General features: G+C 38.2%; 36 protein-coding genes, 2 tRNA genes and 1 rRNA gene. 4 read left to right on the top strand and 35 right to left on the bottom strand.

Annotated features, from left to right (window positions below; translation table 11 throughout):
• Window positions 1–3 precede the first annotated feature (3 nt).
• The 32 genes from NSQ83_RS01140 to NSQ83_RS00985 form a co-directional block, all read right to left on the bottom strand.
• Entirely contained in the window at window positions 4–1,317 is a 1,314-nt protein-coding gene (locus NSQ83_RS01140) for a PBSX family phage terminase large subunit (RefSeq protein WP_095843418.1), read from the bottom strand.
• Entirely contained in the window at window positions 1,314–2,213 is a 900-nt protein-coding gene (terS, locus tag NSQ83_RS01135) for a phage terminase small subunit (protein WP_095843417.1), read from the bottom strand. Before terS ends, NSQ83_RS01140 begins: the two co-directional genes overlap by 4 nt.
• Before the next feature lie 86 nt (window positions 2,214–2,299).
• The gene (locus NSQ83_RS01130; RefSeq protein ID WP_095843416.1) at window positions 2,300–2,830 is read right to left on the bottom strand and encodes a YfbU family protein; all 531 of its coding nucleotides are present in this window, start codon (window positions 2,828–2,830) and stop codon (window positions 2,300–2,302) included.
• A 116-nt stretch (window positions 2,831–2,946) separates the two neighbouring features.
• On the bottom strand, window positions 2,947–3,195 hold the full coding sequence (locus tag NSQ83_RS01125) for a hypothetical protein (protein ID WP_086352723.1): 249 nt from the start codon (window positions 3,193–3,195) through the stop codon (window positions 2,947–2,949).
• Between the two features lie 137 nt (window positions 3,196–3,332).
• On the bottom strand, window positions 3,333–4,352 hold the full coding sequence (locus NSQ83_RS01120; protein WP_095843415.1) for a DNA cytosine methyltransferase: 1,020 nt from the start codon (window positions 4,350–4,352) through the stop codon (window positions 3,333–3,335).
• Window positions 4,353–4,362: 10 nt separating this feature from the next.
• Window positions 4,363–4,884, bottom strand: a complete 522-nt coding sequence (locus tag NSQ83_RS01115) for a ParB N-terminal domain-containing protein (protein WP_019712756.1) — start codon at window positions 4,882–4,884, stop codon at window positions 4,363–4,365.
• A gap of 55 nt (window positions 4,885–4,939) precedes the next feature.
• Window positions 4,940–5,407 carry a hypothetical protein gene (locus NSQ83_RS01110; protein ID WP_095843414.1) on the bottom strand — a complete coding sequence of 156 codons (468 nt, stop codon included), beginning with the start codon at window positions 5,405–5,407 and terminating at the stop codon, window positions 4,940–4,942.
• 68 nt (window positions 5,408–5,475) lie between these two features.
• Window positions 5,476–5,820 carry a structural protein gene (locus NSQ83_RS01105; protein WP_095843413.1) on the bottom strand — a complete coding sequence of 115 codons (345 nt, stop codon included), beginning with the start codon at window positions 5,818–5,820 and terminating at the stop codon, window positions 5,476–5,478.
• Between the two features lie 94 nt (window positions 5,821–5,914).
• Window positions 5,915–6,082: a hypothetical protein gene (locus tag NSQ83_RS01100; RefSeq protein WP_172843755.1), complete on the bottom strand. Its 168-nt coding sequence runs from the start codon at window positions 6,080–6,082 to the stop codon at window positions 5,915–5,917.
• 492 nt (window positions 6,083–6,574) lie between these two features.
• Window positions 6,575–7,300: a hypothetical protein gene (locus tag NSQ83_RS01095; RefSeq protein ID WP_339238877.1), complete on the bottom strand. Its 726-nt coding sequence runs from the start codon at window positions 7,298–7,300 to the stop codon at window positions 6,575–6,577.
• Between the two features lie 54 nt (window positions 7,301–7,354).
• Entirely contained in the window at window positions 7,355–7,741 is a 387-nt protein-coding gene (locus tag NSQ83_RS01090; protein ID WP_095843411.1) for an ArpU family phage packaging/lysis transcriptional regulator, read from the bottom strand.
• 70 nt (window positions 7,742–7,811) lie between these two features.
• Window positions 7,812–9,245 carry an NUDIX hydrolase gene (locus NSQ83_RS01085; protein WP_095843410.1) on the bottom strand — a complete coding sequence of 478 codons (1,434 nt, stop codon included), beginning with the start codon at window positions 9,243–9,245 and terminating at the stop codon, window positions 7,812–7,814.
• 7 nt (window positions 9,246–9,252) lie between these two features.
• Window positions 9,253–9,783, bottom strand: a complete 531-nt coding sequence (locus NSQ83_RS01080) for an ImmA/IrrE family metallo-endopeptidase (protein WP_095843409.1) — start codon at window positions 9,781–9,783, stop codon at window positions 9,253–9,255.
• A 23-nt stretch (window positions 9,784–9,806) separates the two neighbouring features.
• Window positions 9,807–10,325 carry a hypothetical protein gene (locus NSQ83_RS01075; protein ID WP_095843408.1) on the bottom strand — a complete coding sequence of 173 codons (519 nt, stop codon included), beginning with the start codon at window positions 10,323–10,325 and terminating at the stop codon, window positions 9,807–9,809.
• Window positions 10,326–10,418: 93 nt separating this feature from the next.
• On the bottom strand, window positions 10,419–10,622 hold the full coding sequence (locus tag NSQ83_RS01070; RefSeq protein WP_095843407.1) for an XtrA/YqaO family protein: 204 nt from the start codon (window positions 10,620–10,622) through the stop codon (window positions 10,419–10,421).
• Window positions 10,623–10,691: 69 nt separating this feature from the next.
• Window positions 10,692–10,820, bottom strand: a complete 129-nt coding sequence (locus NSQ83_RS01065; protein ID WP_284691034.1) for a hypothetical protein — start codon at window positions 10,818–10,820, stop codon at window positions 10,692–10,694.
• Between the two features lie 174 nt (window positions 10,821–10,994).
• Window positions 10,995–11,690, bottom strand: coding sequence for a hypothetical protein (locus NSQ83_RS01060; protein ID WP_095843405.1), 696 nt, complete (start codon window positions 11,688–11,690; stop codon window positions 10,995–10,997).
• Window positions 11,672–12,118 (bottom strand): RusA family crossover junction endodeoxyribonuclease, encoded by a 447-nt coding sequence (locus tag NSQ83_RS01055; RefSeq protein WP_010330157.1) that lies wholly within the window; start codon window positions 12,116–12,118, stop codon window positions 11,672–11,674. Before NSQ83_RS01055 ends, NSQ83_RS01060 begins: the two co-directional genes overlap by 19 nt.
• A 100-nt stretch (window positions 12,119–12,218) precedes the next feature.
• Window positions 12,219–12,413 carry a Fur-regulated basic protein FbpA gene (gene fbpA, locus NSQ83_RS01050; protein WP_095843404.1) on the bottom strand — a complete coding sequence of 65 codons (195 nt, stop codon included), beginning with the start codon at window positions 12,411–12,413 and terminating at the stop codon, window positions 12,219–12,221.
• Between the two features lie 19 nt (window positions 12,414–12,432).
• Complete coding sequence (dnaB, locus tag NSQ83_RS01045; RefSeq protein WP_095843403.1) at window positions 12,433–13,731, bottom strand: replicative DNA helicase; 1,299 nt, start codon at window positions 13,729–13,731, stop codon at window positions 12,433–12,435.
• The gene (locus NSQ83_RS01040; protein WP_095843402.1) at window positions 13,706–13,987 is read right to left on the bottom strand and encodes a replicative helicase loader/inhibitor; all 282 of its coding nucleotides are present in this window, start codon (window positions 13,985–13,987) and stop codon (window positions 13,706–13,708) included. The genes dnaB and NSQ83_RS01040 overlap by 26 nt, the downstream gene beginning before the upstream one ends.
• Before the next feature lie 17 nt (window positions 13,988–14,004).
• Window positions 14,005–14,760, bottom strand: coding sequence for a hypothetical protein (locus NSQ83_RS01035; protein WP_095843401.1), 756 nt, complete (start codon window positions 14,758–14,760; stop codon window positions 14,005–14,007).
• 204 nt (window positions 14,761–14,964) lie between these two features.
• On the bottom strand, window positions 14,965–15,666 hold the full coding sequence (locus NSQ83_RS01030) for an MBL fold metallo-hydrolase (protein WP_095843400.1): 702 nt from the start codon (window positions 15,664–15,666) through the stop codon (window positions 14,965–14,967).
• Entirely contained in the window at window positions 15,663–16,544 is an 882-nt protein-coding gene (locus NSQ83_RS01025) for a RecT family recombinase (RefSeq protein WP_095843399.1), read from the bottom strand. Before NSQ83_RS01025 ends, NSQ83_RS01030 begins: the two co-directional genes overlap by 4 nt.
• Entirely contained in the window at window positions 16,537–16,761 is a 225-nt protein-coding gene (locus NSQ83_RS01020; RefSeq protein ID WP_095843398.1) for a hypothetical protein, read from the bottom strand. Before NSQ83_RS01020 ends, NSQ83_RS01025 begins: the two co-directional genes overlap by 8 nt.
• Entirely contained in the window at window positions 16,761–18,734 is a 1,974-nt protein-coding gene (locus NSQ83_RS01015; protein WP_095843397.1) for an AAA family ATPase, read from the bottom strand. Before NSQ83_RS01015 ends, NSQ83_RS01020 begins: the two co-directional genes overlap by 1 nt.
• Window positions 18,731–18,916, bottom strand: a complete 186-nt coding sequence (locus NSQ83_RS01010) for a hypothetical protein (protein WP_095843396.1) — start codon at window positions 18,914–18,916, stop codon at window positions 18,731–18,733. Before NSQ83_RS01010 ends, NSQ83_RS01015 begins: the two co-directional genes overlap by 4 nt.
• Window positions 18,917–19,334: 418 nt before the next feature.
• On the bottom strand, window positions 19,335–19,499 hold the full coding sequence (locus tag NSQ83_RS01005; RefSeq protein ID WP_014112369.1) for a hypothetical protein: 165 nt from the start codon (window positions 19,497–19,499) through the stop codon (window positions 19,335–19,337).
• Window positions 19,500–19,760, bottom strand: a complete 261-nt coding sequence (locus NSQ83_RS01000; RefSeq protein ID WP_019712778.1) for a hypothetical protein — start codon at window positions 19,758–19,760, stop codon at window positions 19,500–19,502.
• On the bottom strand, window positions 19,750–20,283 hold the full coding sequence (locus NSQ83_RS00995; RefSeq protein WP_014112367.1) for a helix-turn-helix transcriptional regulator: 534 nt from the start codon (window positions 20,281–20,283) through the stop codon (window positions 19,750–19,752). The genes NSQ83_RS01000 and NSQ83_RS00995 overlap by 11 nt, the downstream gene beginning before the upstream one ends.
• A gap of 64 nt (window positions 20,284–20,347) precedes the next feature.
• Window positions 20,348–20,539: a helix-turn-helix domain-containing protein gene (locus NSQ83_RS00990; RefSeq protein WP_095843395.1), complete on the bottom strand. Its 192-nt coding sequence runs from the start codon at window positions 20,537–20,539 to the stop codon at window positions 20,348–20,350.
• A gap of 12 nt (window positions 20,540–20,551) precedes the next feature.
• A complete protein-coding gene (locus NSQ83_RS00985; RefSeq protein WP_014112366.1) occupies window positions 20,552–20,785 on the bottom strand; it encodes a helix-turn-helix transcriptional regulator in 234 nt (77 codons plus the stop codon).
• A 160-nt stretch (window positions 20,786–20,945) separates the two neighbouring features.
• Between NSQ83_RS00985 and NSQ83_RS00980 the strand changes: the two genes are divergently transcribed.
• The 4 genes from NSQ83_RS00980 (at window position 20,946) to NSQ83_RS00965 (ending at window position 23,896) form a co-directional block, all read left to right on the top strand.
• Window positions 20,946–21,272 carry a helix-turn-helix transcriptional regulator gene (locus tag NSQ83_RS00980; protein WP_095843394.1) on the top strand — a complete coding sequence of 109 codons (327 nt, stop codon included), beginning with the start codon at window positions 20,946–20,948 and terminating at the stop codon, window positions 21,270–21,272.
• A gap of 233 nt (window positions 21,273–21,505) precedes the next feature.
• The gene (locus NSQ83_RS00975) at window positions 21,506–22,111 is read left to right on the top strand and encodes a hypothetical protein (protein WP_095843393.1); all 606 of its coding nucleotides are present in this window, start codon (window positions 21,506–21,508) and stop codon (window positions 22,109–22,111) included.
• An 80-nt stretch (window positions 22,112–22,191) separates the two neighbouring features.
• A complete protein-coding gene (locus NSQ83_RS00970; protein WP_095843392.1) occupies window positions 22,192–22,725 on the top strand; it encodes an ImmA/IrrE family metallo-endopeptidase in 534 nt (177 codons plus the stop codon).
• The gene (locus NSQ83_RS00965; protein WP_095843391.1) at window positions 22,712–23,896 is read left to right on the top strand and encodes a tyrosine-type recombinase/integrase; all 1,185 of its coding nucleotides are present in this window, start codon (window positions 22,712–22,714) and stop codon (window positions 23,894–23,896) included. Before NSQ83_RS00970 ends, NSQ83_RS00965 begins: the two co-directional genes overlap by 14 nt.
• Window positions 23,897–24,002: 106 nt before the next feature.
• Here the strand turns inward: NSQ83_RS00965 and NSQ83_RS00960 are convergent.
• The 3 genes from NSQ83_RS00960 to rrf form a co-directional block, all read right to left on the bottom strand.
• Window positions 24,003–24,075: transfer RNA gene (locus tag NSQ83_RS00960), tRNA-Thr, on the bottom strand.
• A 2-nt stretch (window positions 24,076–24,077) separates the two neighbouring features.
• Window positions 24,078–24,152 (bottom strand) — tRNA-Asn (locus NSQ83_RS00955).
• A 45-nt stretch (window positions 24,153–24,197) separates the two neighbouring features.
• Window positions 24,198–24,313: ribosomal RNA gene (gene rrf / locus NSQ83_RS00950) — 5S ribosomal RNA — on the bottom strand.
• Window positions 24,314–24,353 lie beyond the last annotated feature (40 nt).

The raw sequence follows: 24,353 nt of genomic DNA, 5'->3' as shown, positions 1-24,353 counted from the left end.
CACTTACCCCCTTTCTCTGCTTCGTGGTCTTGACCGTTTAGGTCTTCCTTTTGATTCTTCTTTCAAATCGGTTACCTCGTAATCATCAAGCGCGTACCATATCGCTGAAAGTGTATGCGGGTCTATGGTGAACTCGTCTTCTATGATATGGCCCAGCTTATCTTTTGCGTAGGTGAGCGGCTTCAGTTCATAGATCGTATTCTCACATCGATCAGAACAAATAATTTTCTTGAACCGCTTGATCTTCTTTGTATATTGAAGGCGGGATCCTTTATATTTGTGGGCGCCCACCATGTTGAATCCTTGCCGTTGAAAATAACGGATCGTTTTGGGCTCCGCTGAGTCCGCCTTTATTAATTCCTTAGTCTCAGTAAATTCACTGAGTTCTTCGGCCGTCTGATCGTCCGTCATTCCATTTTTGTAATACTCCCAATAGATATAAAGGTATTTCTTTTCATGGTCCACAGCGAGCCGGACAACGGCGTTATACGACTCCTCAAAACCAAAGTCCATGCCTACCCGCTTAAGCGGTCGATTAATATTAGCGATTGCTGTCATAACCTCTTCATGTGACCGCTCTTCAAACTGCGGCAGCACACGAACCCCATTCACGCCAAAATGACCTTTCCGCGCAATTCGGTAAAGGTCTGGATCGTATTCTTTCATTTCATCGAGCTGCTTCACGTAGCTTTCCGGAAGAAATAAATTATCGTCCGCTGTTGAGTGGTGATAATAGGTGTCGTTAATTATGACAGTCCGCTTTTCGTATAGCTCTTTATCATCGAGCACAAACCGTTTTTGGCGGTCATCTTTGAAGAAATGCTTATATGTCCAGTTATCTTCTCCGACCGGGTTTGTTGAAAGTATCATATGAAGCGGCAATGTTGGGTGACGCAGACGTCCAAGCAGCTCCTTGAACCCCTCATACTTCACCTCAGAACATTCCTCAATCCATATGAGAGAAACATTATTGATCGATTTCAGCTTGGCCGGCTTATCCAGCCCTTTAAATATGATCCGGCCTCCGTTTGGAAAGCGGATCTGCATTGGTGAAGAAACGCATCTAACTATATGATCGATCTCAAGGTCATTGATAATTTCATCAAAGAGGGAAAAGGTTGAGTCCCTATGCGTGTCGTATACTTCCCTCACGACAAGAACGGTCCGCTTCTCTTCCAGTAATTTAAGAACAATCTTGAGCGCCACATGATAACTCTTCGAGGATCCATAACCGCCGACTAGAAACTGAAACTTTTGATTCCAATCAAAAAGAAAATCCTCAAAGTGAGGATTTACTGGCTTTACCTTCTCAATCATTTGTCCTCATCCTTACGCTTGCGCTTTATCGTAATGTGAACTGAATTATCAACCGGACGGGCTGTGAGTCTTTCAAGCTCTGCTTGCTTCGTCTCATTTGTAAGATAAATGCCGCGCAGCTTTAATTCATGTTCATCCATTGATCGAGTCATATCATGTTTCTGTCGGATGGCTTTTAGCCGCTTATCGGTAACTCGGGTCATCGCTTCCTCTAAGCGGAGAATTTTATCAATGCTCGGCTCAGAAACTTCTTCGATTTCTGTAACGACCAGACGCTCATTCATAAGCGCCTGGTGCTTGACTAAACCTGTTTTTTGATCCTTTGTCGGCACAATGTCTTTTACCTTACGCAGCTGCTGAAGGACCCGGCGTTGCGTTTCATTCAATCCATTTTCAAATTGCATGATACGCATCATCATGCGGCGCTCTTTTAGATACAACTCACGTATCGTTAATTCAATTTGATAGAGCGGGTCTGTTTCAATCTGGCCAAATAGTTCTTTTTCGGTATCATCCATGAAATCAAATAGGATTGATTCATATTCGCCAGTGCGCAAAGAGTTTTTATTTCCTTTTGGAGCTGCGCCACCTTTGTTTCCTTTAGCGTTTTGGTTGCCAGGCGGCGCCTTCCCTCTTTTATTTCCTTTATTTCCTTTTGCATTTTTATTTCCTTTTGGAGCACCAACGGGATTAGTAACGTTACCATTGGATTGATCACTTTGTTTAGTAACGTTACCATTCAATTTTTCTTCCCAGTGATCTTGGTTTTTCCACTTGCGGATAAGCGAAGGAGAACAACCAAGCTCCTCAGCAATATCTTTTAGTAAGCGGGTTCCGCCACTTTCTTGCCACAGACGGAACGCTTCATCTCGTTTAGGATCTCGTGGTCTTGGCATTACATCATCACCCACCCCCAGAGCATGAATTGAGTTTTGAGTTTGTTTTTAAGAAATCAAAAAGGGCCTTGTAGGGCCCCTTTAGATTATTTACCTAATACATTTTTTATTTGTTGCAACGTTAGATTTTTTCCACCAGCTTCTTCTCTGACTCGCGTCCAACGAGAGAGCAACTCATTATAATAACGAACTCTGTTTCTATGAGAATTCATTTCTATTTTTCCTTCTTTAATTAGGTCTCTCATTTCAGAATAAAGTCCGGCTTCTTTCACAACAAAGTTTGCGAAACAGTAATGATCCGATTCTTCATTCCCATCAAATCCTTGGAATAAAACATCTTCTTCAGAAATTTCTTCTTGTTCTTCACTTGTTAAATTCTTATAGCCAAAATATAAAGCCCTATACATAGTTAGAACATCAAAAACCTTACGGGTAGTTTCCTTCGAAAACTCCTCTTCAATATGCCCAAAAATATCTCCATAAAAGTGAGAGTAGCCATTATAAAGCACTTCTATGTTTCTTTCATATTCATCAGAATTCTGCGGATCCACTCTTTTTAAAATTTCCATTTGGTTGATCAATATGGCTCTTTGCTCTTTTGTGAACTGGAGTGTCATTTTACATTTCCCCTTTAGTCTAGTTTTATTATGAGAACGAGGTTTATTCCGACCTTTGCCTCATTCACCTAAATTATATATACAAATACTAGAAATGTAACCAAACTATGAAAATTTTAAATTTCTTCATCTTTCTGAAGCTCTATATCAAGCTCTATGAGCTTTTTTAAATCGTCCACAGTATTCACCTTTATATGGCCACTTTGGAAGTCTTTGACCCACTGGGCGATACCTGCTTGAATGATTTTTCGGTATTTCTCTTTTGATTGACTGATGTTCTCTAACAACTCAGCACTATGCAGGAGAAGGAGATTTTCTTTTTCATCATCAGAAAGGGAACATACGTTTCTATTTTCTATTGCCATCCTCCCTGTCCTCCATTACAATATGAGATGAGAGCGTGATGTTTTCCCACAACGCGGCCGCGTCTTGATCACGCTCTTTGACAGGGAGCTTCTCTCTGCTTAGAAAGGGAGGGTGTTAGCAGCACCCTCTTTTTTTATTATGAAAACCATTGTTTGTGAATCTGTTCCGCTATCCCCTTCATCATTAAAGGCGGCACGCTCATACCACAAACATACTGCACTGAAGCGTCCATAAAGTCATAATCGAGAGGAAATGATTGCATTAAAATAATGTCCCGTTCAGAGATATAATAAGGCTCGTCATATCGGACAAAGACAGAACCACTGGCAAGAGTAGGCGGCACAAGACTGTTTTTCACTAAAATCGTATTGAAATTAGATTCTTTCCCTTCTGTCCTTTTCGTTATGTCACCTATGTTGCTATCAGACGGCCTTCTCTTCACCCATCTCCTATACAATTTTGATGTCTCTTTCAATCTGGATCCACGCCCGCTCCTAAACTCTTTATAAGGGATAGGCCGCTCTTTAAATGAGAGCTTTAACTGAGGCAGGTTCAGATCTTTTCTCCGACCAATAAAAAAGACCCGCTCTCTTCTTTGCGGGACTCCCATTGTGGCAGCATTCAACAAAAACACCTGAACGTCATATCCGATTTCTTTCGCTCTTTCTATAACAAGCTTCACATATCCTTTCGCTTTGCCAATGATCATGCCTTTCACATTCTCGGCTACAAAAGTTTTTGGTTTCAGTCTTTCAACTGCATCCAGGTAATCGAAAAACAAATCATCAAGCGACTGCTTGGCCTGTCCTTCTCTGAAAGCTTTTTCCTTCCCCCAAGCATCCTCACGATCACCTGCCATTGAAAATACGCTGCATGGAGGGGATCCATCGAAAATATCCAAATCGAATAATTCCTCCGGCAGATCGTCCAATTTGTTGAATTTCCTGATATCCATTAAAAACGAGTATTTAGGATTGTGATTCTTTCTATAGATTTTCATCATTTGCGGATCAATTTCACAGTTTCCGAGAAGGCTATATCCAGCAAGCTTATAACCCATGGAGGAACCTCCGCCACATGAAAACGTACTAAAAACCTTCAATCCGTTCAGCTCAACATTTTTCAGATCAGACAGATACCATCTATAACTGTTCATTGTTGCTCACCTACTCATTGAAAGAGAACCCACATTTAGGACAGGTATGTTCAAATTGGTCCTCCTCGTAATCATCAAGATCAATCTCATGATTATCGGTAACTTTCCCGCCGTTCCCTGCATGTTCTGTCAGATCTTCTAAAATACTTTCTAGTTCGCCTTCTGAAAAGCCGGTGAAGGACAGGTCAAAATTATTTTCTTCCAGCTCTCTTAAAACTTGTTCGAGCTTGTACTCATCCCAATCGCCGCCTGTTTTGTTTAGTGCAATATTTAAGGCTTTTTCCTCGTTATCATCGAGATTTACCACCGAAACAGTAAGCTCTGCAGGGTTATTCTCCATATGTATTTTGAACCGCTGATGGCCACCTACAAGGTTTCCTGTTCTTTCGTTCCAAACAAGCGGCTCGACATTACCGAACCGTTCAATAGATGCTTTTATTCTTTCATAATCGGGATCACCTGGCTGAAGATCAATCCGGGGATTGTAGGGAGCGGGGTTAATCTTTTCTACTGGTATAGTTCTAATATCCATGATGTTTCGCCTCCAATAAAAAAACACCTTATTTACTAAGGTGTCTGGTACTTTTTTATACTCTTCTTCTAAAATATTTTTTCTCCGGCATTTCATCTAAACACTCTTGTAATAATCTTTTATAACTGCTCAATTTTTTTAGTCTCTTTGAATCCTTAAAAGATAACAAAAACCAAATTCCTACAGCAGTATAAAAAACCAATATGATAATTGTTGAAGCAGCACTTCCTTCTGCTTCTTCTGCCAGACTGAGACCATAATTTAATGTACTTCCTAAAATAAAAGATAGAATTGCAAAAAAGGCTGTAGTAAAGTGACTTAAAGCTTTTTTATTTTCAATCATATCTTCTAGCCTTCCCAGGAGCATTTGAATTTGCTTTTTATCATGACGCTTTTTGATTTCTTCTTTAAATGCAATTTGATCAGAGAAGCTTTTTTTATGTATGTCCTTTTCAACTCGTTGCAAATAAATTTCTGCGTCTTTGATTTCACCAAATTCAATTATTTGGTTGGTTTCGTTCATAAATAATCACCTCCTAAAACTTATATCGGAGGTGATTTTTCAATATTTAGGAATTCAAGATAGTGTGTTTATTTAATATAAAATTCGTCAGTATAGAATGTGCCTTCTGTTTTGATGTAATTTCCTTTGGAATCATAGCGCTCTACATCAACTTTAAAGCGATATGTTCCTTTTTTGTTGTCCAACATCTCCTTGATGCCCCAATCATCATAATCCTTCTGATCGGGCTTAAGTGGGTTTGGAGAATTCGAGTTAAGAGTCTTCCACTTCCCGCTCTCTTTCCGCTGAGGAATAAGGTTAGGACCTGCAATATAGTCATTGTCATTTTTGACTGCGACCTTTACAACTTTATCCTCTCCTAAAATATGATTCTGTTTTGTTGGATTGGCGCTTACTCCCTTTAATGAAGCCATTCCGATTTCCTCCCTTATTTTGTTTTTGTGCTCCTACCCCTCTCCAAAGCACCGGCAGCCATACTCCCGATACATGACGGCTGTTCCCATCATTTCACTTTCTCCGGATCCGGCCGCCTACACGTCTGAAGGTGTCACGTCTCGTTCCCATGATTTCTTCCCAATCCCTTCTCGTCAAAGGTTCATCCACCTTTGTTGAGGGACTTAACACTTTTTTAAGCTGCTGTTTCGTATCAGCAGATAAAACGTCTCTCATCTTCATCTTTCATTACTCCTTGCCGAATAAGCACCGCCTTACGCTATTCGCTTTTATCTATTTGTGGCCCGCCGATTTTCTTCAGGAGGTAAGCAAAGAAAACAGAGAGCCATGTTAGACTTTCCTTGCAAGCGGGATCTCACCGCTTGCGTTCCCCGTGACTATCGCGCGCAATACTGCATAGACTCCAGCCGCTCCTCCTGTGAAGCTAACGACCTTCATAGTCATTCGATACATCCGAGTGCACACTTGATAAAGGAAAGGTGCGTCTCCTGGTTTGGCCATAAAAAAACGGCCACTAATCAGCTGTACAAATTTCCATGTACAAAAGATCAGCGTCCGTAGGTATCTCCTTTTGGGACTGTTATTCACGTTCGTTTTCTTGTCTCTATCTTATGACAAAACACGATTTAAAAAAGCACCCATTTTATCCCCCGTTTTGTCGGCTTTTTATCGGTATTTTATCGGTGTATTTAGAGCAATAAAAAAAGCACTCTTTTATACAGAGTGCTTTTCAGTAGGTTTGAATGAAATTGATAGCTTTCTTAAATCTTGTACACTTTCTAATTGCACTATGCAATCTCTCAAATTTCCCAACTCAATTGTTGTGCTATCTAAGTCTAATGGATTTGCTAATACTATTCTATATTCTTTTTGATGTTTAAAAAAATCTCTTTTGTAAAAAAGCGTATCAGAAAAGACATTCTCTAGTTGATCTAATTTTAAAGGGTAACCTGAATATTCATCAAAATACTTAACGAGCCCTCTTCTAAAACCAATCTTTTTGGCTTTTGTATCAAATCGTTCAAAAAAAGGTTTATGTTTAATAAAAATTGGTATACGGTCTTGAAATTCTTTCTCTAATCCTTCTAATACTTCCGATTTAATTTTATATTCATGATTACAGAAATCTTGATAGAAATTATCCGGGTTAAACGGTATATTTGTAAAACAGCTTAAAAGCAATTTACGAATGGATCCATTTGTTAGAGTCATAAACCCTTTTTCTAAAGGGAGATTATGTTTATTGCCATCAATTTCTATAGTTACTGTATGTGTCTCATTATCAAAGAAAGTGAAATGAGAACCTTCGTATTTGTCTCCTATTCCTTTATTTTTTTTATCGTTCTTTTCTAAATCTATAAAATAACCAGTATTCATAAAGAAAAGAGAACCGTCTAAAAAAGCAGATACGTGTTCTGGCCTTAGAAATTTTATCAACAAAGCGTACACCCCCTTTCCATATTTATACTACAATTAAACATAAAAAAACAGCACTCAGATTATTCCGAGCGCTGTCGCAATGTTGTATATAGCCTGTCTTTTCACCTGATAGAACTTATCTCTTTTGAGACCCAGCTCAATCATGATTTCGAGATCCTTTATTTTTTCCGGATACAAATATTTCTTTTCTATGATGCTGTATTCGTCTTGATCAAGGCAGTGCTTTAGCGCCCTATCCATCTGCTTGACCTTCAGCTCATTATATTCACTGCTTTTCCTCAGCTGCGGGAATAATCCAATGACTCCCTTCTCCTTCTGCTCTTTTCTATTCTCCGCTTGAATTTTTAAAGATCTGTATGTCTTAAGCTCTTTAATAACAGTGTTTCTTACTTCTTTTTCATTTACATCCGGAAGAAATGACAATTGTTTAATTACTTGCATAGATTCTCTCCTTTTTAAATTAAAATAGACATCTGATATCAGTATTAACTGATTTCAAATGTCCTTATTTTCACTTATTTTTATATAAATCGTATATTTTGAATGCCTTTTCAACTGTATCATGGAAATCAGGAACACAATCTTCTGGGGCTATTTCACTTACTTTGTCTTTCTCTACCCACTGTATTTCCGAATGGTTTTTCTCATTAATAGTAAGACCATCCACATTCAATATTTCAGCAACAAATAAAATTCCAGGCACAACTCTGTCTTCTTCATCTATAAATACATTATATGTCTTTACGGGTAAAGGATCTTCTTCAATAAAATCCAGATCTGCATTAAAGTCTTGTTTATAATTCTCTTCTAAACATTTTTTTATAGATTGATTTATAGTTAGTTGGCCGCAGCCAAATTCCCATAGATTAGCTAGACGTTTCTTTTTTTTAGAACGCTTGGCAAGTAAAACTCGATTTTGATTATCCAAGCACACCACTGCGCAATGGATTTCAGCTAATCTTTCTTCCGGTACATTATAGGTTACTTCTCGGTTTCTTTCCTCTGCTTTACTATTCTCAATAGCTTGCATTATATCTTCTAGTTCTTTTGTTTTGTTTAAATCAGATATTATTTTTCCAATTTTATTTATATCTTGATGTTTATTGTTGACCACATTCATGACTAAAGAAGATTCAATATGTTCGTCATAATCATACTCTTCTTTACTCCAACTATCGCCATACCATATAATCGGATAACGTCGATTATTCCAAATCCCTTTTAAAATTTCATAAGATATTATCTTATATGAGTCATCTATGACCATTCTGTCTTCTCTTTCGTAAGATTCAATGTCTCCTTTTTTTCTATTTAGTATGTAAGCTAGGTTAGCACTAATGAGGACTTTTGATTTTTGAGCGAATTTAGAGAGTCTGAATCCCAAATCAATATCTGGCCCTAAAAAATCAACCTGAAGTCCATCCATCCAGCTAGGACTATTCCCTACAAAAAAAACAATATTTTTTGCTCTCTCTTCTATATGGCTAACTCCTGTTGGCACTTTAGGATTTTGAAAAGTAACATCTGCCATCCAAATAGTACTTTTTATAAATATTATTTTTTTAGAGTCTGGATAATCCTTATATAATTGGTGAATCACTTCTCTTACAACCTTGCTACAAACAGGTGCACACTTATATAGTTGATCAAAATTTGTGACCTTAAGAAATAATAACACTTCGTCTCCAATGTATTTCCAAAGTCTAATTTCTTTAAACTCTTTTTTAAGCATAGTTTCAATTAGTTCATAAAATCTTTTGAATACCTCTTGCCAAATATTCGAAGATTTAAAAATGGTTGAATTAACTAAATCAAAAGAAAAGAATAGGTAAACACCGTTATATTCACTATTATCGAGATCTTTTACTTTAACTAAATTTGGCACCAACTCCTGAAAACTGGCTCTAATCTTTTCTTGTAAATCTTTAATTGCTTTAATTTCCATTCAACTATCACCCCCAGCTAAAAATGCCTAACCATCGCCCTCTATTTGTTGCAGCTTCTTCTGAAACATCAAAAGCCTGAGCTATATTTGTAATATTGAATAGTCCATCCTCTAAATTAGCACGAGCTACTTCTAAAAATTCCTGTTCTGGCATCAGAATTGCAGCAGCAAATTCATTAGCTTCATATTCTTCCGCACTATGTCCAAGTCTATAGTATACAGAGTCTCTGTAATCACCAACTGAATCCCAAAGTTCATCGTCAATTAAATATCCCATATGCAAAAACAGGTGTCCAAGTTCGTGTGCAATTGAAAATCTCCTTCTATTTAAAGAGCTCTTAGGAGATATTTGAATTGTAAAACTCTCTTCTGCTTTGTAAATCATGGCCTCTAACCTATCATCTTCAAATTCTTTATAAATTAATCTACCTCCTAACATTTCAGGAACTATTTCAATTTCCACTGGTATTTCCAAATTTAATGCATCCATTATTGAAGTTGCAATATCGTTTATAGTCCTTCTTTTTGTTGCGTTCAAATTTCACACCTACTTTTAAAAAGTCAAATAAGCTCTAATACAATATATAACAGAACAATTAAAATTGTTACCGAGCTACTAACGCTAAAAAATGCGTTTTTTCTTCTGACAAGAGTTGCAATTGAAAGAACTTGAGTAGCTAAGTCATATGAATAGTTATCGCTATAGGAAATATCCAAATCGTACCTTTCATTTAAGCTTTCGATAAGAGACTTTTGATTTAAGTCTTCTAGGTTTTTATAAAACAATAAATTTTTAAGGTGATTCTGATTCATACAGATGCAATTTTTTTTTGATTTTATTCCTTTAGAGGGTTTAAATGAGTATAGATTAATTAATAGATTCAATATCAGTAATATTAAACAAATTTTCAACCCTAAAGACAACTTCCCATGTAATTGTTGAACATACTCCGTTGCACCAAATAATAAAGCTCCATTAAAAGTTAATAAGCCGGCATTCTTAGCCTCCGAAAACTTTAACCATTCGTTAAAGTCTTGATAAAGTTCTTTGAGATAAATATTATCATTGTTTCTAGGCAAGTTAACATCTCCTCCATGAATACAGATTACCGTTACATCTTAGAAAGTCAATTACCTTTGCTAATAATTCACAAAAAAAATCAATAAAATTTTTCACGGTTTATAACCATAATCAAAATGAATTCTTGTATATTTATTGCCAGTCGTATGCACGGTTGTAATGCCGTACTCAGGTGTATCGGCTAAATATGCGCAACCATTCTGACCATCAAGAATAACTAGCTTTATTTTGTTTCGTTCAATCAAGTCTCCAACGGAAAGTTGGTGTATGTTTTCAAGTTCGATAGGTCGGTTCATTTTGCAGCACTCCCCGTGTTATAATTAATTGACGAGATTAACTAAACTGGGGCCTTGTGCTCCGTTTTTTTATATATCCTCGTCCTCAATATCTTCTTCCCAAGCCATCTCAAAAGCAGATTCTAAAAATCTCAATTGCTTTTCAAGTTCTTCATCTGTCATCTGGGAAAAGTCAGGTCCGTGTCCTGGAACCATCATGAAATCTTCCGTAAGACGTTTTATAAGATACTCTCTCCTTGAGACCAACAATAACCCTCCATCCATTTTTAAGCCGCTGGAGCAGCTCGTATTTTCTTAAAGGCTCATAGAGGTGGACTGCTCGTCCTTCCTCCATGCGAAACAGCAAATACCAACGCCGCTGCCTTTTAACCATTAAGCCGCTCCGTGTTCGCCCTCATCCTGGTTGTCTTGCTCTTTTTCATCCTTGGATGATGCATCAGTTGCTTCACTTTCATCGAGAGGGATAGGTGGTGCATCTTTCTCCATTGGCTCAGCCTCAGCTTCTTGATCTTGCTTCCAATCCCACCAGGCTACAGCAAGCGGAGCAACCTCTTTTCTGTACTCGTTAATGAGGTCTATAGTGGCACTTGGAGACATTCCAAGCTCATCTGCAAGCCTGCGGTATGATTCCCCTTCAATACGGCGTTTTGCAATTTCATCAATATTTTCAGGAAAACCATCACGAACTGGAGGCGTACCTTCAGTGATGAAAGAATCAACAATTTCTCGATCTATCTCCATTGGTTTTTCTTCAATTCTTGGTTTTTCTTCGGGGAGCCCTAACTCTGCCTCGAGTTGTTCCGGTTCAGGATCCGCAACATTAACAATTCCTCTTTGATCAACCGTGTAATTTGTAATTGGTTTCTCGGTTTTCGCATTTATTTCTAAGACATATTGAACTGTTTCAGATTCCAGCTGAGCTTGTACTTCTTTATCAATCATTTCAGAAAGGCGTGAAATTCTAGACCCTCCTAATTCTTTTGTGCTGACCTCCAAAACGATTTCAGTAATACCTTTTGGCTTCATATTCACCTTTTTAACGAGAGATTTTAGATTAATGAAAGACATAACTGCTCCTCCTCTTGTGATAGTGGCTTTACTTGTATTTCGATTCTTGGATTTTGGCTATAATACTTACTGACATGAAGGTCTACAATTTGGCTGTCATCATGCCAGATGACTTTATTTAGTCCGTCCTTAATGCCCTTAATATAGTTATCAACATCTGGCTTTTTGCTCGGCCTCAACAAACCTTGTTCTGCTTCTGCAACTTTTTTCTTACTGAAGCTTTTCAGAGTGGATTTATAAACCCTTACTGACAATTCAAGTGGTCCTTCTAGCAATTTAGATGGACGATAATCTGAAGCAGCCAGCTTTACATATTGCTTAAAGTCTCTTGATTTCTTTGGATCATATAGCCTGGTCATCCCATTAACCGTGGTGGCTCTCGGTCTCCCTTGGGCTACTGGCTCACCGTAAACTGTAAAACTAATCAATGCTGTTACCTCCCGTCAGCTATCTCCAGCTGCTCAATTTCCGTCATGATTAAATCTGCGTTCATGATAATGAATGATAAGGAGTGGAGAACGCCGATCATCAATCTCCCTCCTCGAAGGACATTTCACGGCCAAACTTGCATTTAACGTTAATATGTAGCCGCTCCAGATCCAGTAAAGATAGTTCGTCCAGCTCCCGTCCGTCCTCCGATTCATATTGGCCATACTTTATAAGTTCATTCGTTAAAAATTCACGCCGCTCTTCTGAGGTAGTCTGTATTACATCTGAAGGCATTTCATGTACTCCTCTCTTTTTATGCAAGCTTCGCTTCCATTTGTTGATTAAGATTTATAAATCGTCCAAATTCCTTTACGAAGGTTGCCTGAATTGTTCCCGTAGGGCCGTTCCTTTGTTTAGCGATATCGATTTCAACTATATTTCTCAATTCACTTTGTTTGTTGTAATATTCATCGCGATATAAGAAAGAAATAATGTCAGCATCCTGTTCTATGCTGCCCGACTCTCTTAAATCAGACATCATGGGGCGTTTATCTTGTCGCTGTTCAACAGCACGAGATAATTGAGACAAAAGAATTATTGGGAGTTTAAAACTTAAGGCCATTTCTTTCAGTTCTCGGGTAATGGCCCCTACTTCTAAATCCTTTCTTTCAAATCTCCCGACAGTCCTAACAAGTTGTAAATAATCAATAATCACCAAATGCTTTTTATCTGGGTTTTCTTTTTTTGTTTGTCGCATTTTAGACCTTATATAAGCTAAAGTTTGAGAAGGTTGATCGTGAATATTAATATCCCATTTTTCATATACACCAATGGCAGTAGTTACATTCTCATAATCTTTAGCACTAAAGAATTTTCTAGGGTTCTTCCACTTGGCCCCGTTAACTGAACCGATATTACTCAACAAACGGCGTGTCAATTGTTTATCAGGCATTTCAAGAGAGAATATATCTGTAACTCCTCCAGCCTCACAATTCGCTTTTCCAAGACTTAGAGCAAAGGCCGTCTTTCCCATTGAAGGACGCGCTGCTAACACTATGAGATCACCATCTTGCCAGCCTCCAGTCATTGCATTCAGATCGTGCAATCCAGTTGGGATTCCGGTAATGTCTCCTTTTTCCTCGTGCATGTCGTTATATATTTCTAAAAGCACGTCTTGCTTGGTTCTAACTTTTTCAATGCCAAAGTCTTGAAGCTCAGAAGAACGCTTATATAACCGCTCCATGCCCTCATCTGTAGGCTCGTTTACAAACGAAGCACATTCTTTCTGCATTTCTCTCAACCTATAAGCTTCAAGGATCATCGTTTGATAGTGCAGAAAACTAGCTGTGCTTGCAATTGCACCAGCTAACTCAATCAAATAACCAGTTCCCCCAACTTCTTCAATAGCGTTTCCAAGTTGAGTTGTAACAGAAACTATATCAACAGGGATACCGTCTTGATCTGCTTCTTTCATTGCTGAAAAAATAACACTATGTTTTTTCACTCCGAATTGTTCAGGCTGAAGGGATGTCTCTTTTATCAGATCGCCTTCAACTAAAATACAACCGAGGACCGCTTGTTCCGCTTCAGTGTTTAGGACCGTATTTTGCATTTTGTTCCCACTCTTTCTGTTGCTCTAAAAAACTGTTTTCTTCACGATGCTGAACGTTCACCTCTGCAATTGAGGGAGGGAATGGTTTATTTGCAATATGATCATCAATCTTCGCCTTTACCGCCTCAAACGGCATTTTCAGAAGATGATCCATCCACAGTTCAATACGTTCTTTTCCAACATCTCCGCTTAAATCAAAACGTGTGTATGCTGCCGCAAGCCGTTTTAATAGTGTCATTGCTTCCGTTGTTTTCAAAATAATCATCACCTACCTTAAATGCCGATGCCATTCTCTTTGGCATATGCTTCAAGAGCAGCAAAGCTGTTTTGTTGTACCGATCCGCGCGGCTTAAATTCAGAAACATTAGAAGGCTGTTTTTCGCTTTGTTTAGCAGCCCATCTATCGCGAATAATTGGTTCACAGTAAGTAAAAGAATTTATCTTGTCCCCTGGATATTTAGGTTTATATTGATCAAAAATTTCATCTATCCAAGTCAAAACATCGTCGATAGGTATCTCTGCCTCTATGACTCTTTTGATTGCCGCTGTATCTACAGCTGATAGAAATAGAGAGCCTTTTCTCGAAGCGAATTTATCTTCGATTTTTTGGAAAGAAGTCGAACCCTCGTTCTTCGGCTGAGGTGCTCTTGACTTGTCTTTAGCCTTACTTTCATATGCAGGTTCTTCAGCAGCACCTTGGAATTTCGAATAATTTAAAACGGTCCAAAGCATTCCGTATTCAGTTTCCTCTGCAGTAATCATTCCTTTTGCCTGAAGCCTTTCAGCTGCAGCCTTTACTGCGGCTCTTGTGAATTTTGTTAAACCTCTGCCCTTTTTAATCGCTAAGTCATCACATAGTTTTGAATATGAGCGGATATACTGACCTTTTTTCAACTCATAATCATTAATCTTCATACCGTCCTGAAACGCAGCTTTGGTAATTAAAAAAGTGAACAACCTAAAGCCGACATTATCTGTAAAAATCTCATGATCGACCATTGACTTATATAGTCTCACCCATCCAGCCAAGGGCCTCGCCTCCTTTCCATCGCTATTTCTTTCTGCAGATAGCTTTTAACCCTTTGATTGTCACAAGAGTAAGATTGGGTTCATATTTACGAAAATAGGTTGAAACGTACATTAATAGAGTATCCTTACGCATATCTGGGGCCACTGTCTTGGCCAATGACACATAACAATAAGGGTAAGGTACCGCAATTAAGTCATTGTCAGTCATGGTATATAAACAACCTTTCCAGTCAATTTCATGATGTCTTCTTTAAAAAGCTCCTCGTCGCTGTTTGATTCAGAAAGATGCAGCAGCCAAATTTCCTGAACCCTGCTCAAGTCATTTGCCTTCAAAAACTCTTTTACGTTTTCTAAACTGAAGTGTGACTGTAAGAGTCGTCTTTTCATAAATGGCGGTGTACGGCCGCTTTTGATGTTTTCATTCAGTATTTCATTCGAGTAATTGCATTCCACCATAATGTGAGTGAGTCCTGGAAACTTGTATTTGATGTAATAGGTATCAGTGGCAAACAGAAGCTTGTCACCGTCCTCATTAGCCAACAGGAAGCCATATGGCTCCGCCACATCGTGCTGCACGTCAAAGGGCATAATAGACCAAGAACCAACTTTAAATAGCTGTTTAGCACGCACAGGCTTTATTCTGTGATGAGAAATGCCAATTGCTCCGGCCGTCCCAGGAGACATGTAACAATCAATGCCGGCTTGCAGAACATCCTTAATTGCTTTGCAGTGATCCCCATGCTCATGAGAAACGAGGCAGCCAGCGAATTGAGAAATTTTATACTGAAACCCCTTCTGCATTTGTTTAAAGTTGATGCCGCATTCCAAAAGAAGTGGGGTCTTACCATCGGTGACCCGATAGCAATTTCCCTTACTGCTCGATGACAGGGCTGTAATTTCAATCAAAAATCTGGTCCGTCCGATTCAAAGACTGAGGGCTTCTCATCTTTTTTTGTTGGTTGGGGCTCCGGCTGTTCTGTTTGTGGATCCGGAATTGGTTCGATATCGATAACCTCTGAATTCGCGTTTTCCTCAATTTGCTTCTGTACTTCGGCTGGAGTTACATCTACACGTTCGTTGTCATATTCATTTTCTGTTGAATTATTAATCGCCTGTACAAGTAAATCGCTGTCATCACTTGTGTTTATAAAAGATTTTGCGGCACGATTGATAACAGTTCTTTTGGCCATTTCCTGAGGAAACTTGTTTTGAACGCTCTTTGTTTTCGCTTGAGTCCATGAAGTTTCAATTTCTTTACGCGTCATAACAGTTAATATTTCTTCATCTTCTATTGTTTTTATAACTGCATAAGCCCCTAAAATTTCGTTGTCTCTGTTCTGGAATTTGGTTTCATGCTTAAGTAGCTTTTCGCGCCCGCCCACAATCTCGTAATCGAATACATCACCATCAAAAATTACGTTTGACCAAATATCCTTGACATTGGTCAGCCGTTTAAGCACAGCTTGTGTTCCAAAATAAGAACGGTTAAGTTGTAGTTGATTTCCATAAACTATGAAGTAGCACTGTGTCTTTGCTGGACTTAAACCTTGAACAACCATATCTAACAAAGAGTTAGCTATTGATTCCCTAGAACACACTTCCAATGCTGGCTTTCCGTTTTTATCTCTTACTTCTTGCAGTTTAAAAAAAGCACTTTTTAAAGCATTACTTGCGTTGTAGTTAGAAGGCAGGACTAAACCATCGTCCTGCAATCTGGTTAAACTTTTGTTCACATCATCAGTTATATCTTTTTGAATAATTGCCAATTGATTCTGGCTATTCATTTGAATCCCCCTCTTGTGGCGCAGTCAATAATAGTTGCTTCTCCCTTGGAGTACATGCTTCTTTGACACTTACATGAGTTTCAACTTTGATTTCACTGTCAAACTCGTCATAATAGCCACGTTCAAGACATCTGTAAGCATCCTGTGCGCTGTCAGCAACAATTAACGATTTAGTAGTTTTGGTCTCAACATGTTCGATAATGTCATAGGCTCCCATTAGATTGCCTCCTGAACGAGTTCGTCTTGAAACTCAACACGAAGCTGTTTATCTTTCTCGGAAACAATCAGACTGAGGATCTGTGAATTTGTGTTGATCAATTTCGTCACCGCTTCAGAGTTATCAACGAAAATGGGAGCAGTGATTCCGTAGTAATCATTAAGGGTATTAATGATATCTAAGCCAACGTTAATACGTGCAGCATTGTTTAAGCCGGACGAATACGGCACACCTTCATAAAGGGTTTCACATGTCTCTTCCAGTCCCCCGTTGATCTGGTCCTTGAAGAGCTTGAAACGAGCATATTTAAACTTACTGTTTATCTTCTCTTCGAGGAGATGCACCTTAGTGCGAACAAATTCTTCAGTCAAAAAGAGTTGATGATGTAGCTGTTCATATTGTTCCGCTAACTCTTTTTGTTCCTGCTCAAGCTGCCTTACCCGATCATTAACATGCCTTGCGTGATCAATTTTTGCTTGATCTTTTTGAAGCAGCAAAATCTCTTGTTTTCTACTGTTGATATCATCCTTAATCAATTGAACGGCTTGATCTACGGAAGATTCTAAATGCTGAATTTCATTCTGGACGGCCTCAATTTCAGCTTGTTTATTTTGATAAATTGGATCCGCTGAAATATCTGTTCTATTGCTTTGTGCGCCCTCTAATTCTTTTTCAAGTGATAGTAAAGTCTCTTCTTCACTCTTATAGGCATCCTGCAAATTAGATATTGCAGCTTCTAATTCCTGAATAGCATCCTCAGACTTTTCTTTTTGAATCTTAACCGACTTGCCTTTTTCATTGATTTCAGCTAAAGCTTGGCTTTTATGAAAATTGAATTTTTCAATGGCTTGATCAATTTTTTCTTTCGGTAATTCTTGGCCGCATGTAGGGCATTCAGTTTGATGTTGATCAAACGTCTCCTCATTCTTGTCGCACCAACTCTGGCGCAGCGACTCGATTTCCGTATTTAATCGATCTAAATTGTCTTTTTCAAGTGATAACTGCCGCTGATTCGATTTAATCTCCATTGAAATTTCATCAATCTTGCTTTTCACAGGGTATAGCTGCTCTTTAATCTCATTGATCTTTTTGTATTCTTTTTCCTGATGACTATTTTTGATTTCCTGAAGATCATTCTGCAGCTGGAGAATCACTTTCCTCTTCTCAGAAATAGCTTCACCATTACGAGCTGAACGAAGTTTCTCCTCCAATGACTCAACTTCTTTTTGAAGAAAATTTATCTCGTCATGTAATTCTTGTTCATCTAGACCAGATGTATCTTCGACTGTGCGCTGGACTTCATCGATTCTTACCGGTATTGCATCGAGCTGTTTATTGATCTCGCGCTGTTTTCCCGCGATCACCTTTCTATGCTCTTCAAGCGAACGTTTATTTAAGACGCTTTCCAAGGCAGCCAAAGAAGGGTTTTTACTGAATACTTCCTCGGCTGTTACATCGCCGCTAATCTCAAGTAGAATCTTCCGTCTGTCTTGCCATTTCAATTGCTCATTGAAGAATGATGGAGAAGTAATGAGTTTAAATTTGTCTTCTGCAATAATTGAGCTGACTCGATCATTAAACTCTTTTTTCTTTGATGGCACTTCGTTAATAAAATAGTCAGTGGTATGTCCAGAGAATACGGCTTCGGCACTACTCCGCTTTCTTGTCCACTTCTCGGAGTACACCTTTTTCAGAGACAATTCAGCTCCATCGATCAAAAACAATCCGCTGACTTCATGATTTAGTCCGCTAATAGGCTTGTTTTCTTTTGTGAGGGTTTTAATCTGAAAATCCTTTTTGTTTTGGCTGTCCTTATCAAATAAGAGCCAAATAAAAGCATCAAACAAAGTTGTTTTTCCTGTTGCATTATCACCGTAGACCTTGACGTTCTCGCCTCGAGTATCAAGAGTAAACTGTCTAACTCCCTTAAAATTGCGAAGTTCTAATTTGAGCAGTTTAATTTCCTTCTTCATTTCTCTTCACTTCCTTTCTCTTTAGTCTTGAGAGAAAGATATTCATTTCGTGCCTCAGCTGTTGGGAAGTGAAAACATGCATTCCCCTTAATATCAAAGGAAATTGATCCACCTACAGTGGCAAGATTAATCTGATCGCGGCGTTGATCGCTAAACGGCTCAGTGTAAAAAGCTTCATTCATTTGTCAAAGACCTCCAAAGATTTGATTTTTGGAAGGTGATACAGTAAACTATCAATACCAAAGTTTGTAACACCTTCTACGGCTCGCTCTGCAAAGCGAGCTTTTTTATTTAGCTTTTTGAAGTAATTCCTGAACACTATCAGGAATTTTGTGTTCACATTTGCTGCAATAAATTTTGTAAGATCGTTCTTCGACCTTTCCGCAATTAGGGCACTTCCTTGGCAGAATAACCAGGTAAAACACCGAAAATCCTCCTTTCTGATGCTTGTACGCATCGTCAGACCAGAGAGAGGATGGTGGTAAAATAAAGGGGGTTTAGGATGGATAAAAAAGATCTCCCCCTGGCCTGACGACAAGAACAAGCTTGCCGTGCTCAATAAAGAGCGATATAATACTTTCATAACGTTTTATATTTTCCTTAAGCAGTGAGTGTAGGAGCTTGCTGCTTTTTTATATTTTCAATAGCCTTCTTCGCCTCGGCATTCACCAGAAGAATCTGTGCTGGATTCCTCTTTACTTCCCGACAATGATTCACAACCTCAGAAGCTTTCATTAAACGGCTTGCAGATAATACAAATTTCATTCAAATCATCCCCTCTAACTTTTTTTCAAAAAAATCTTTTGACGGAATCACTTCAACAATGCGATCGAAGTCTTGCTTGGATTTTATGTAGTGATCTAGTTGTTTTACAGATTTGCGAAGTTCATTAACCGTTTCATTTGCCTTTTTCATATCTCCGTTGGCAACAGCTTTGATTAAACGCTTTGAGTATTCCTCAATAAAAATTTGTTCCCGCCTTGCTGAATCAGAGTGTATTTTTAAAACCATGTCCTCAAGAAGCACCTTTGATTAACCCCCTCGTTAAAAGCTTCATTTTATGCTTGCCCCACATCTTCACCCACGAAATCGAATATTCCTTACAGAGAACAACGATTAGTTGAGTTAAAGCTGTTATGACGTCTAAACATTCTTGAATCGATTTCTCAATCATTTTTGTATCTGACAATGTTTTGGGATTGACTGAGATATGTTCAACTGAATTTTGTAAGGCGTCCAAGGCTTCTGTCATTTGTATCTTGGATTGAACAAGAAGATTCACCCTGTGCAAATCGGCTGTTTCCCCGTCCAGAATTAAAGGTCCCCACCCTGTATAATCAGAAGCAGCTTCAAGAGCAGGACGCGGATCATTATGTTTCTCAGCAAAATACTGGGCCACCTCCGGCTGAACTTTGTGGCGGCCGCATTCCTGATGAGATACAGATTCACGAGAAAGAAATAATTCATCGTCCATAGATAACTGCTGTTGTGTAAGTTCCGCCTCTTTACGAGCGCTTTTTAGTGCTTTCGGTGCTCTACCAAATTTCACTTTAAACATCTCCTTTTTCTACCAAATTTTTAACCGTATATTGGTAAACTTTAGTTAAAAGATATTAAGCAGAATCATCAACACTGTTCTGTTCTAATTGTCTTATCCAAGCATTTAGGGTTTCTGGTCGGAAAAATATTTTCTTTCCAATTCTGAAATGCGGAATTTCCTTATTTCTAACCAAGGAATAAATGGTTTCTTTATGAACCCTCAGTAAACTAGCAGCTTCCTGAGGGCTTAATGGTTTGTTGCTCATAATGAAATCCTCCTAAGCACTGTTTGTTTCTAAATCAGAAACGTTTTCGGCAAAAAAATCTGTGATTTTGCATTTTAAATGTTGCGCTAAGGTCGGCAATTGATCTGCTTTAAAAGCATAAACACCCTGCTCATACTTTAAATAACTTGAACCAGTTTTTAATCCTAGCTTTATTGCTAGATCTCGCTGAGAAATTTTTAATTCGATTCGTCTATTCTTGATAAAAACTAAATCGAGTTTCTGCATATCTTTCACTCCTTTCATTTCTGTTTCAGAAACTTTGTAACCACATAATACAGTTCTAAAACGGAAATGTCAACAAGTTTTGTTTACGATTTAGAAACTTTTTTTATTTCCATAACGGAAACATGTTATCATTTGTCTTACTTAGAAAGTGGTGAAAACAATGAATATAGGCGAACGGATAGTTTTATTAAGAGAAAGAAAAGGTTGGTCCCAAAGGGAACTAGCCCGCCGTGTAGACCTAAATTATGCTGTTATGAACCGTATAGAAAAAGGCACTCGACCTATTACTGATTCAGAAATAATCAAGTTAGCTGAGGTCTTGGATGTCACAACAGACTATCTGTTAAAGGGAAATTCAAACGACTCTCAAATAGATGAACTTTTAAATGATCCAGAAACCCTAATTGCTGGTCGTGATGGAAAAATCACTAAAGAACAAGCAAAAGAACTTTTGGATTATCTTTTGAAAAAAGGGTTCGATGAATAGTAGCAGCTATTCTTTATTCTTAATTCTTTAATTCTTCTTCTGGTAAAACATTTGTTAAACATTTGTTTAATAAAAAGAAGCCTAAGTGTTAAATAAAACTTTTTGTACTCCCTAAAAACATAGATATATCAAGGGTTTATGAAAGGTACACACTGTAAAACAAACTGTTTAACATTCATTGAGTTAATTGAAAGATAAAGAAAACATAACTGGAGTAAAAAGGGGAACTAAAATTGTTTAAAAAATTGGGGACTTTACTATTAATCACTTCACTGATATTGCTCGCAGCCTGCAAAAATAGTGAAGAGTCTTCTACATCTTCAGAAGGTACAAATAGTGTAACTGATACCAACGCATCAGAAAGCCAAGACATCTCTGTTAACGGTCCTGAAAAAGTTGGGGATATATATGAAATTGATGGCGGTACGGCCAAAGTAATGGCCATCAGCAATAAAGAAACCACTGGGAAAACTGGCCCGATGCAAGTAACGGTAAAAAAAGTAATTGCTGCTGTGGCGAACGAACAAACACCTTTTATTGAGGTTCAACTTGAAGCAGAAAACACATCAGATAAAGTAGTTTATTTCGGCCTAGACGATGCAAAATTAGCAACAAGCACTGGGGTACAAGTCAATGAGCCATCTCCTGACGAAAGTGACAAATTTCTTGGAGAGTATGTGGGGAAAGTAAATGATAATGGATCTGTCTTTTATACTTTTGAAAACGAAGAGGATATAAAAGGTTTAGATTCAATTCGGCTGAAAATCGCGCTTCCAGTTGATGAGGACGCAAATGCTTTAGGTGACGATCTTGATTTAAAAATTAACTTAGAGCATTAAAAAGAAGCCCTATTTTGGGGCTTTTATTTAGAAAACAAAACCGAACATAAGTTTGCATTTCGTTAGTAGGAGGCTTTACCTTGTATCATTTATCACTTCTTGAGGAAAGAATACAGACAATTTACACCGGCATCGGTATTATAGAGCCTGGTTCATGGGACTTGGAACTAATTGCAGATAGGTTAAAAATAATAGTCCATTACAAAAACCGTTCATCTGTAGCAGTAAAACTGCTGGGAATGGCTTGCATTATTCTTGATTCGCGAATATCTAAACAAAAGCAATGGGAAGACTTTTCCCATGAACTGTGCCATCACATAAATCATGTGGGTGTTCAATACAAATTACCCCCACTTTTTAGAGAATTACAGGAGAATCAAGCAAATGCATTTATGTATCACTTTGCTGTACCTAGCTTTATGCTGAAAAACATTAAATTACCGGCAACCAAGCGGGAATCTATAAGTCTTATATCTGATCTTTTTCAGGTTACTCATCCTTTTGCGGAAAAAAGATTGGATATGTACTTCCGTAAGTTATTCAGCTTTAAGTACCAATCATTTATTATTCAAAAGAATAAAGAAAGGGAGAAAATTTTATATGCCAACAATTGAAAAAAGAGGCGAAAAGTCATTTCGATTAGTTGTTGATATCGGTACAAAGAGCAAGCGTAAAAGAAAGGTCAAAACAATTAGAATAGAGGATCCGACTTTATTAAAAACCACTAAAAAGCTGCGCAATTACTTGGAGAGTGAATGGTATAAATTCAAAACAGAAGTTGAAGCCGGCGCTTATATCACACCACACAAACGAACATTCAATATGTTCATAGAGGACTGGGAGAAAAAATACGCCCTGGATCATCTCGATGATAAAACTCGTGAAACTTATGAATATATTATGGGGAAAGAAATACAACCCTATTTTGGAGACATGTACTTAGACGAGATTCAGCCGATTCACATATTAAATTTCTTAGAAGAATATCAACGAGAAAATGATGTCTCAACGTCAAGCATTCATGCAAGATATCGAATCATTAGAGATATCTTAGGAAGAGCAGCTGAGTGGAAAATTATAAAAGAAAACCCTGCAGAAAATGTAAAGCGGCCAAAACAAAAATACAATGAATATGAAATTTATACTGAAGAAGAAATAAAGGAAATCTTTAAGCTATTAGATGAACACGCTCCATTGAGGAACAGAGTTATGATTAAATTTGCTTTTACAGGTGGATTTCGTAGAGGAGAACTATTAGCAATCGATGAAACAGATTTATTTTTTGATACTAATGAAGTCAGAATTGATGAGTCTTTACAATATACAAAGAAGAAAGGTTATCGGTTTAAAGATCCTAAAAGTAACTCTTTCCGTAAAGTTACGATGCCACCCGATATAATGCAAGAAGCAGCTATTTTGCTAAGAGAGATCAAGAAGAATAAATTACTCTTGGGAGAACTGTGGAGAGGAACAGATAAGCTTTTGTTATTTGGTGGGGATATGGGGCAACCCCAGTATCCAACCTCACCTAATACATGGTGGCAGAGATTCACTAAGAGGCACAATATTAAGCCAGGACGTCTTCACGATATGAGACACTCACACGCAACAATGTTAATAAACCAAATTGGGAAAGTACCTGGATTAAACATTAAAGCTATTTCTCAGAGGCTTGGTCATGCTAACGTCCAAACCACATTGAATATTTACACTCACGCTAACCGTGAATCAGATATTTTAGTTGCTGATGCAATCAATAACATATTAAAAACGGGGACATTTTAGAGAAATTCTCTAATTTGCCACCCGTATGACACCCACATATTTTAGACAAAAAAAATAACAGTTCCTTATTTCGCGGAAACTGCATAAGATCAACGTATTTTAGATAAGCTTCCAAGCGGGCTCGAACCGCTGACCTCTTCCTTACCATGGAAGTGCTCTACCTGCTGAGCTATGGAAGCAATGGCTCCGCAGGTAGGATTCGAACCTACGACCGATCGGTTAACAGCCGATAGCTCTACCACTGAGCTACTGCGGAATAATATAAAGCTTCATAAACAAACATGGTAGAATTAATAAATCTGCTTGGCGGCGTCCTACTCTCACAGGGGGAAACCCCCGACTACCATCGGCGCTGAAGAGCTTAACTTCCGTGTTCGGTATGGGAACGGGTGTGACCTCTTCGCTATCGCCACCAAACAAATTGAGAGTGTTCTCTCAAAACTAGATAACAGGTGTG

Origin of the sequence: Bacillus sp. PS217 (genome assembly GCF_037963535.1) — a bacterium.
GTDB lineage: Bacteria > Bacillota > Bacilli > Bacillales > Bacillaceae > Bacillus > Bacillus subtilis.
The sequence above is the reverse complement of the archived record's forward strand: the minus strand, read 5'-3'. Positions and strand labels throughout refer to the sequence as shown.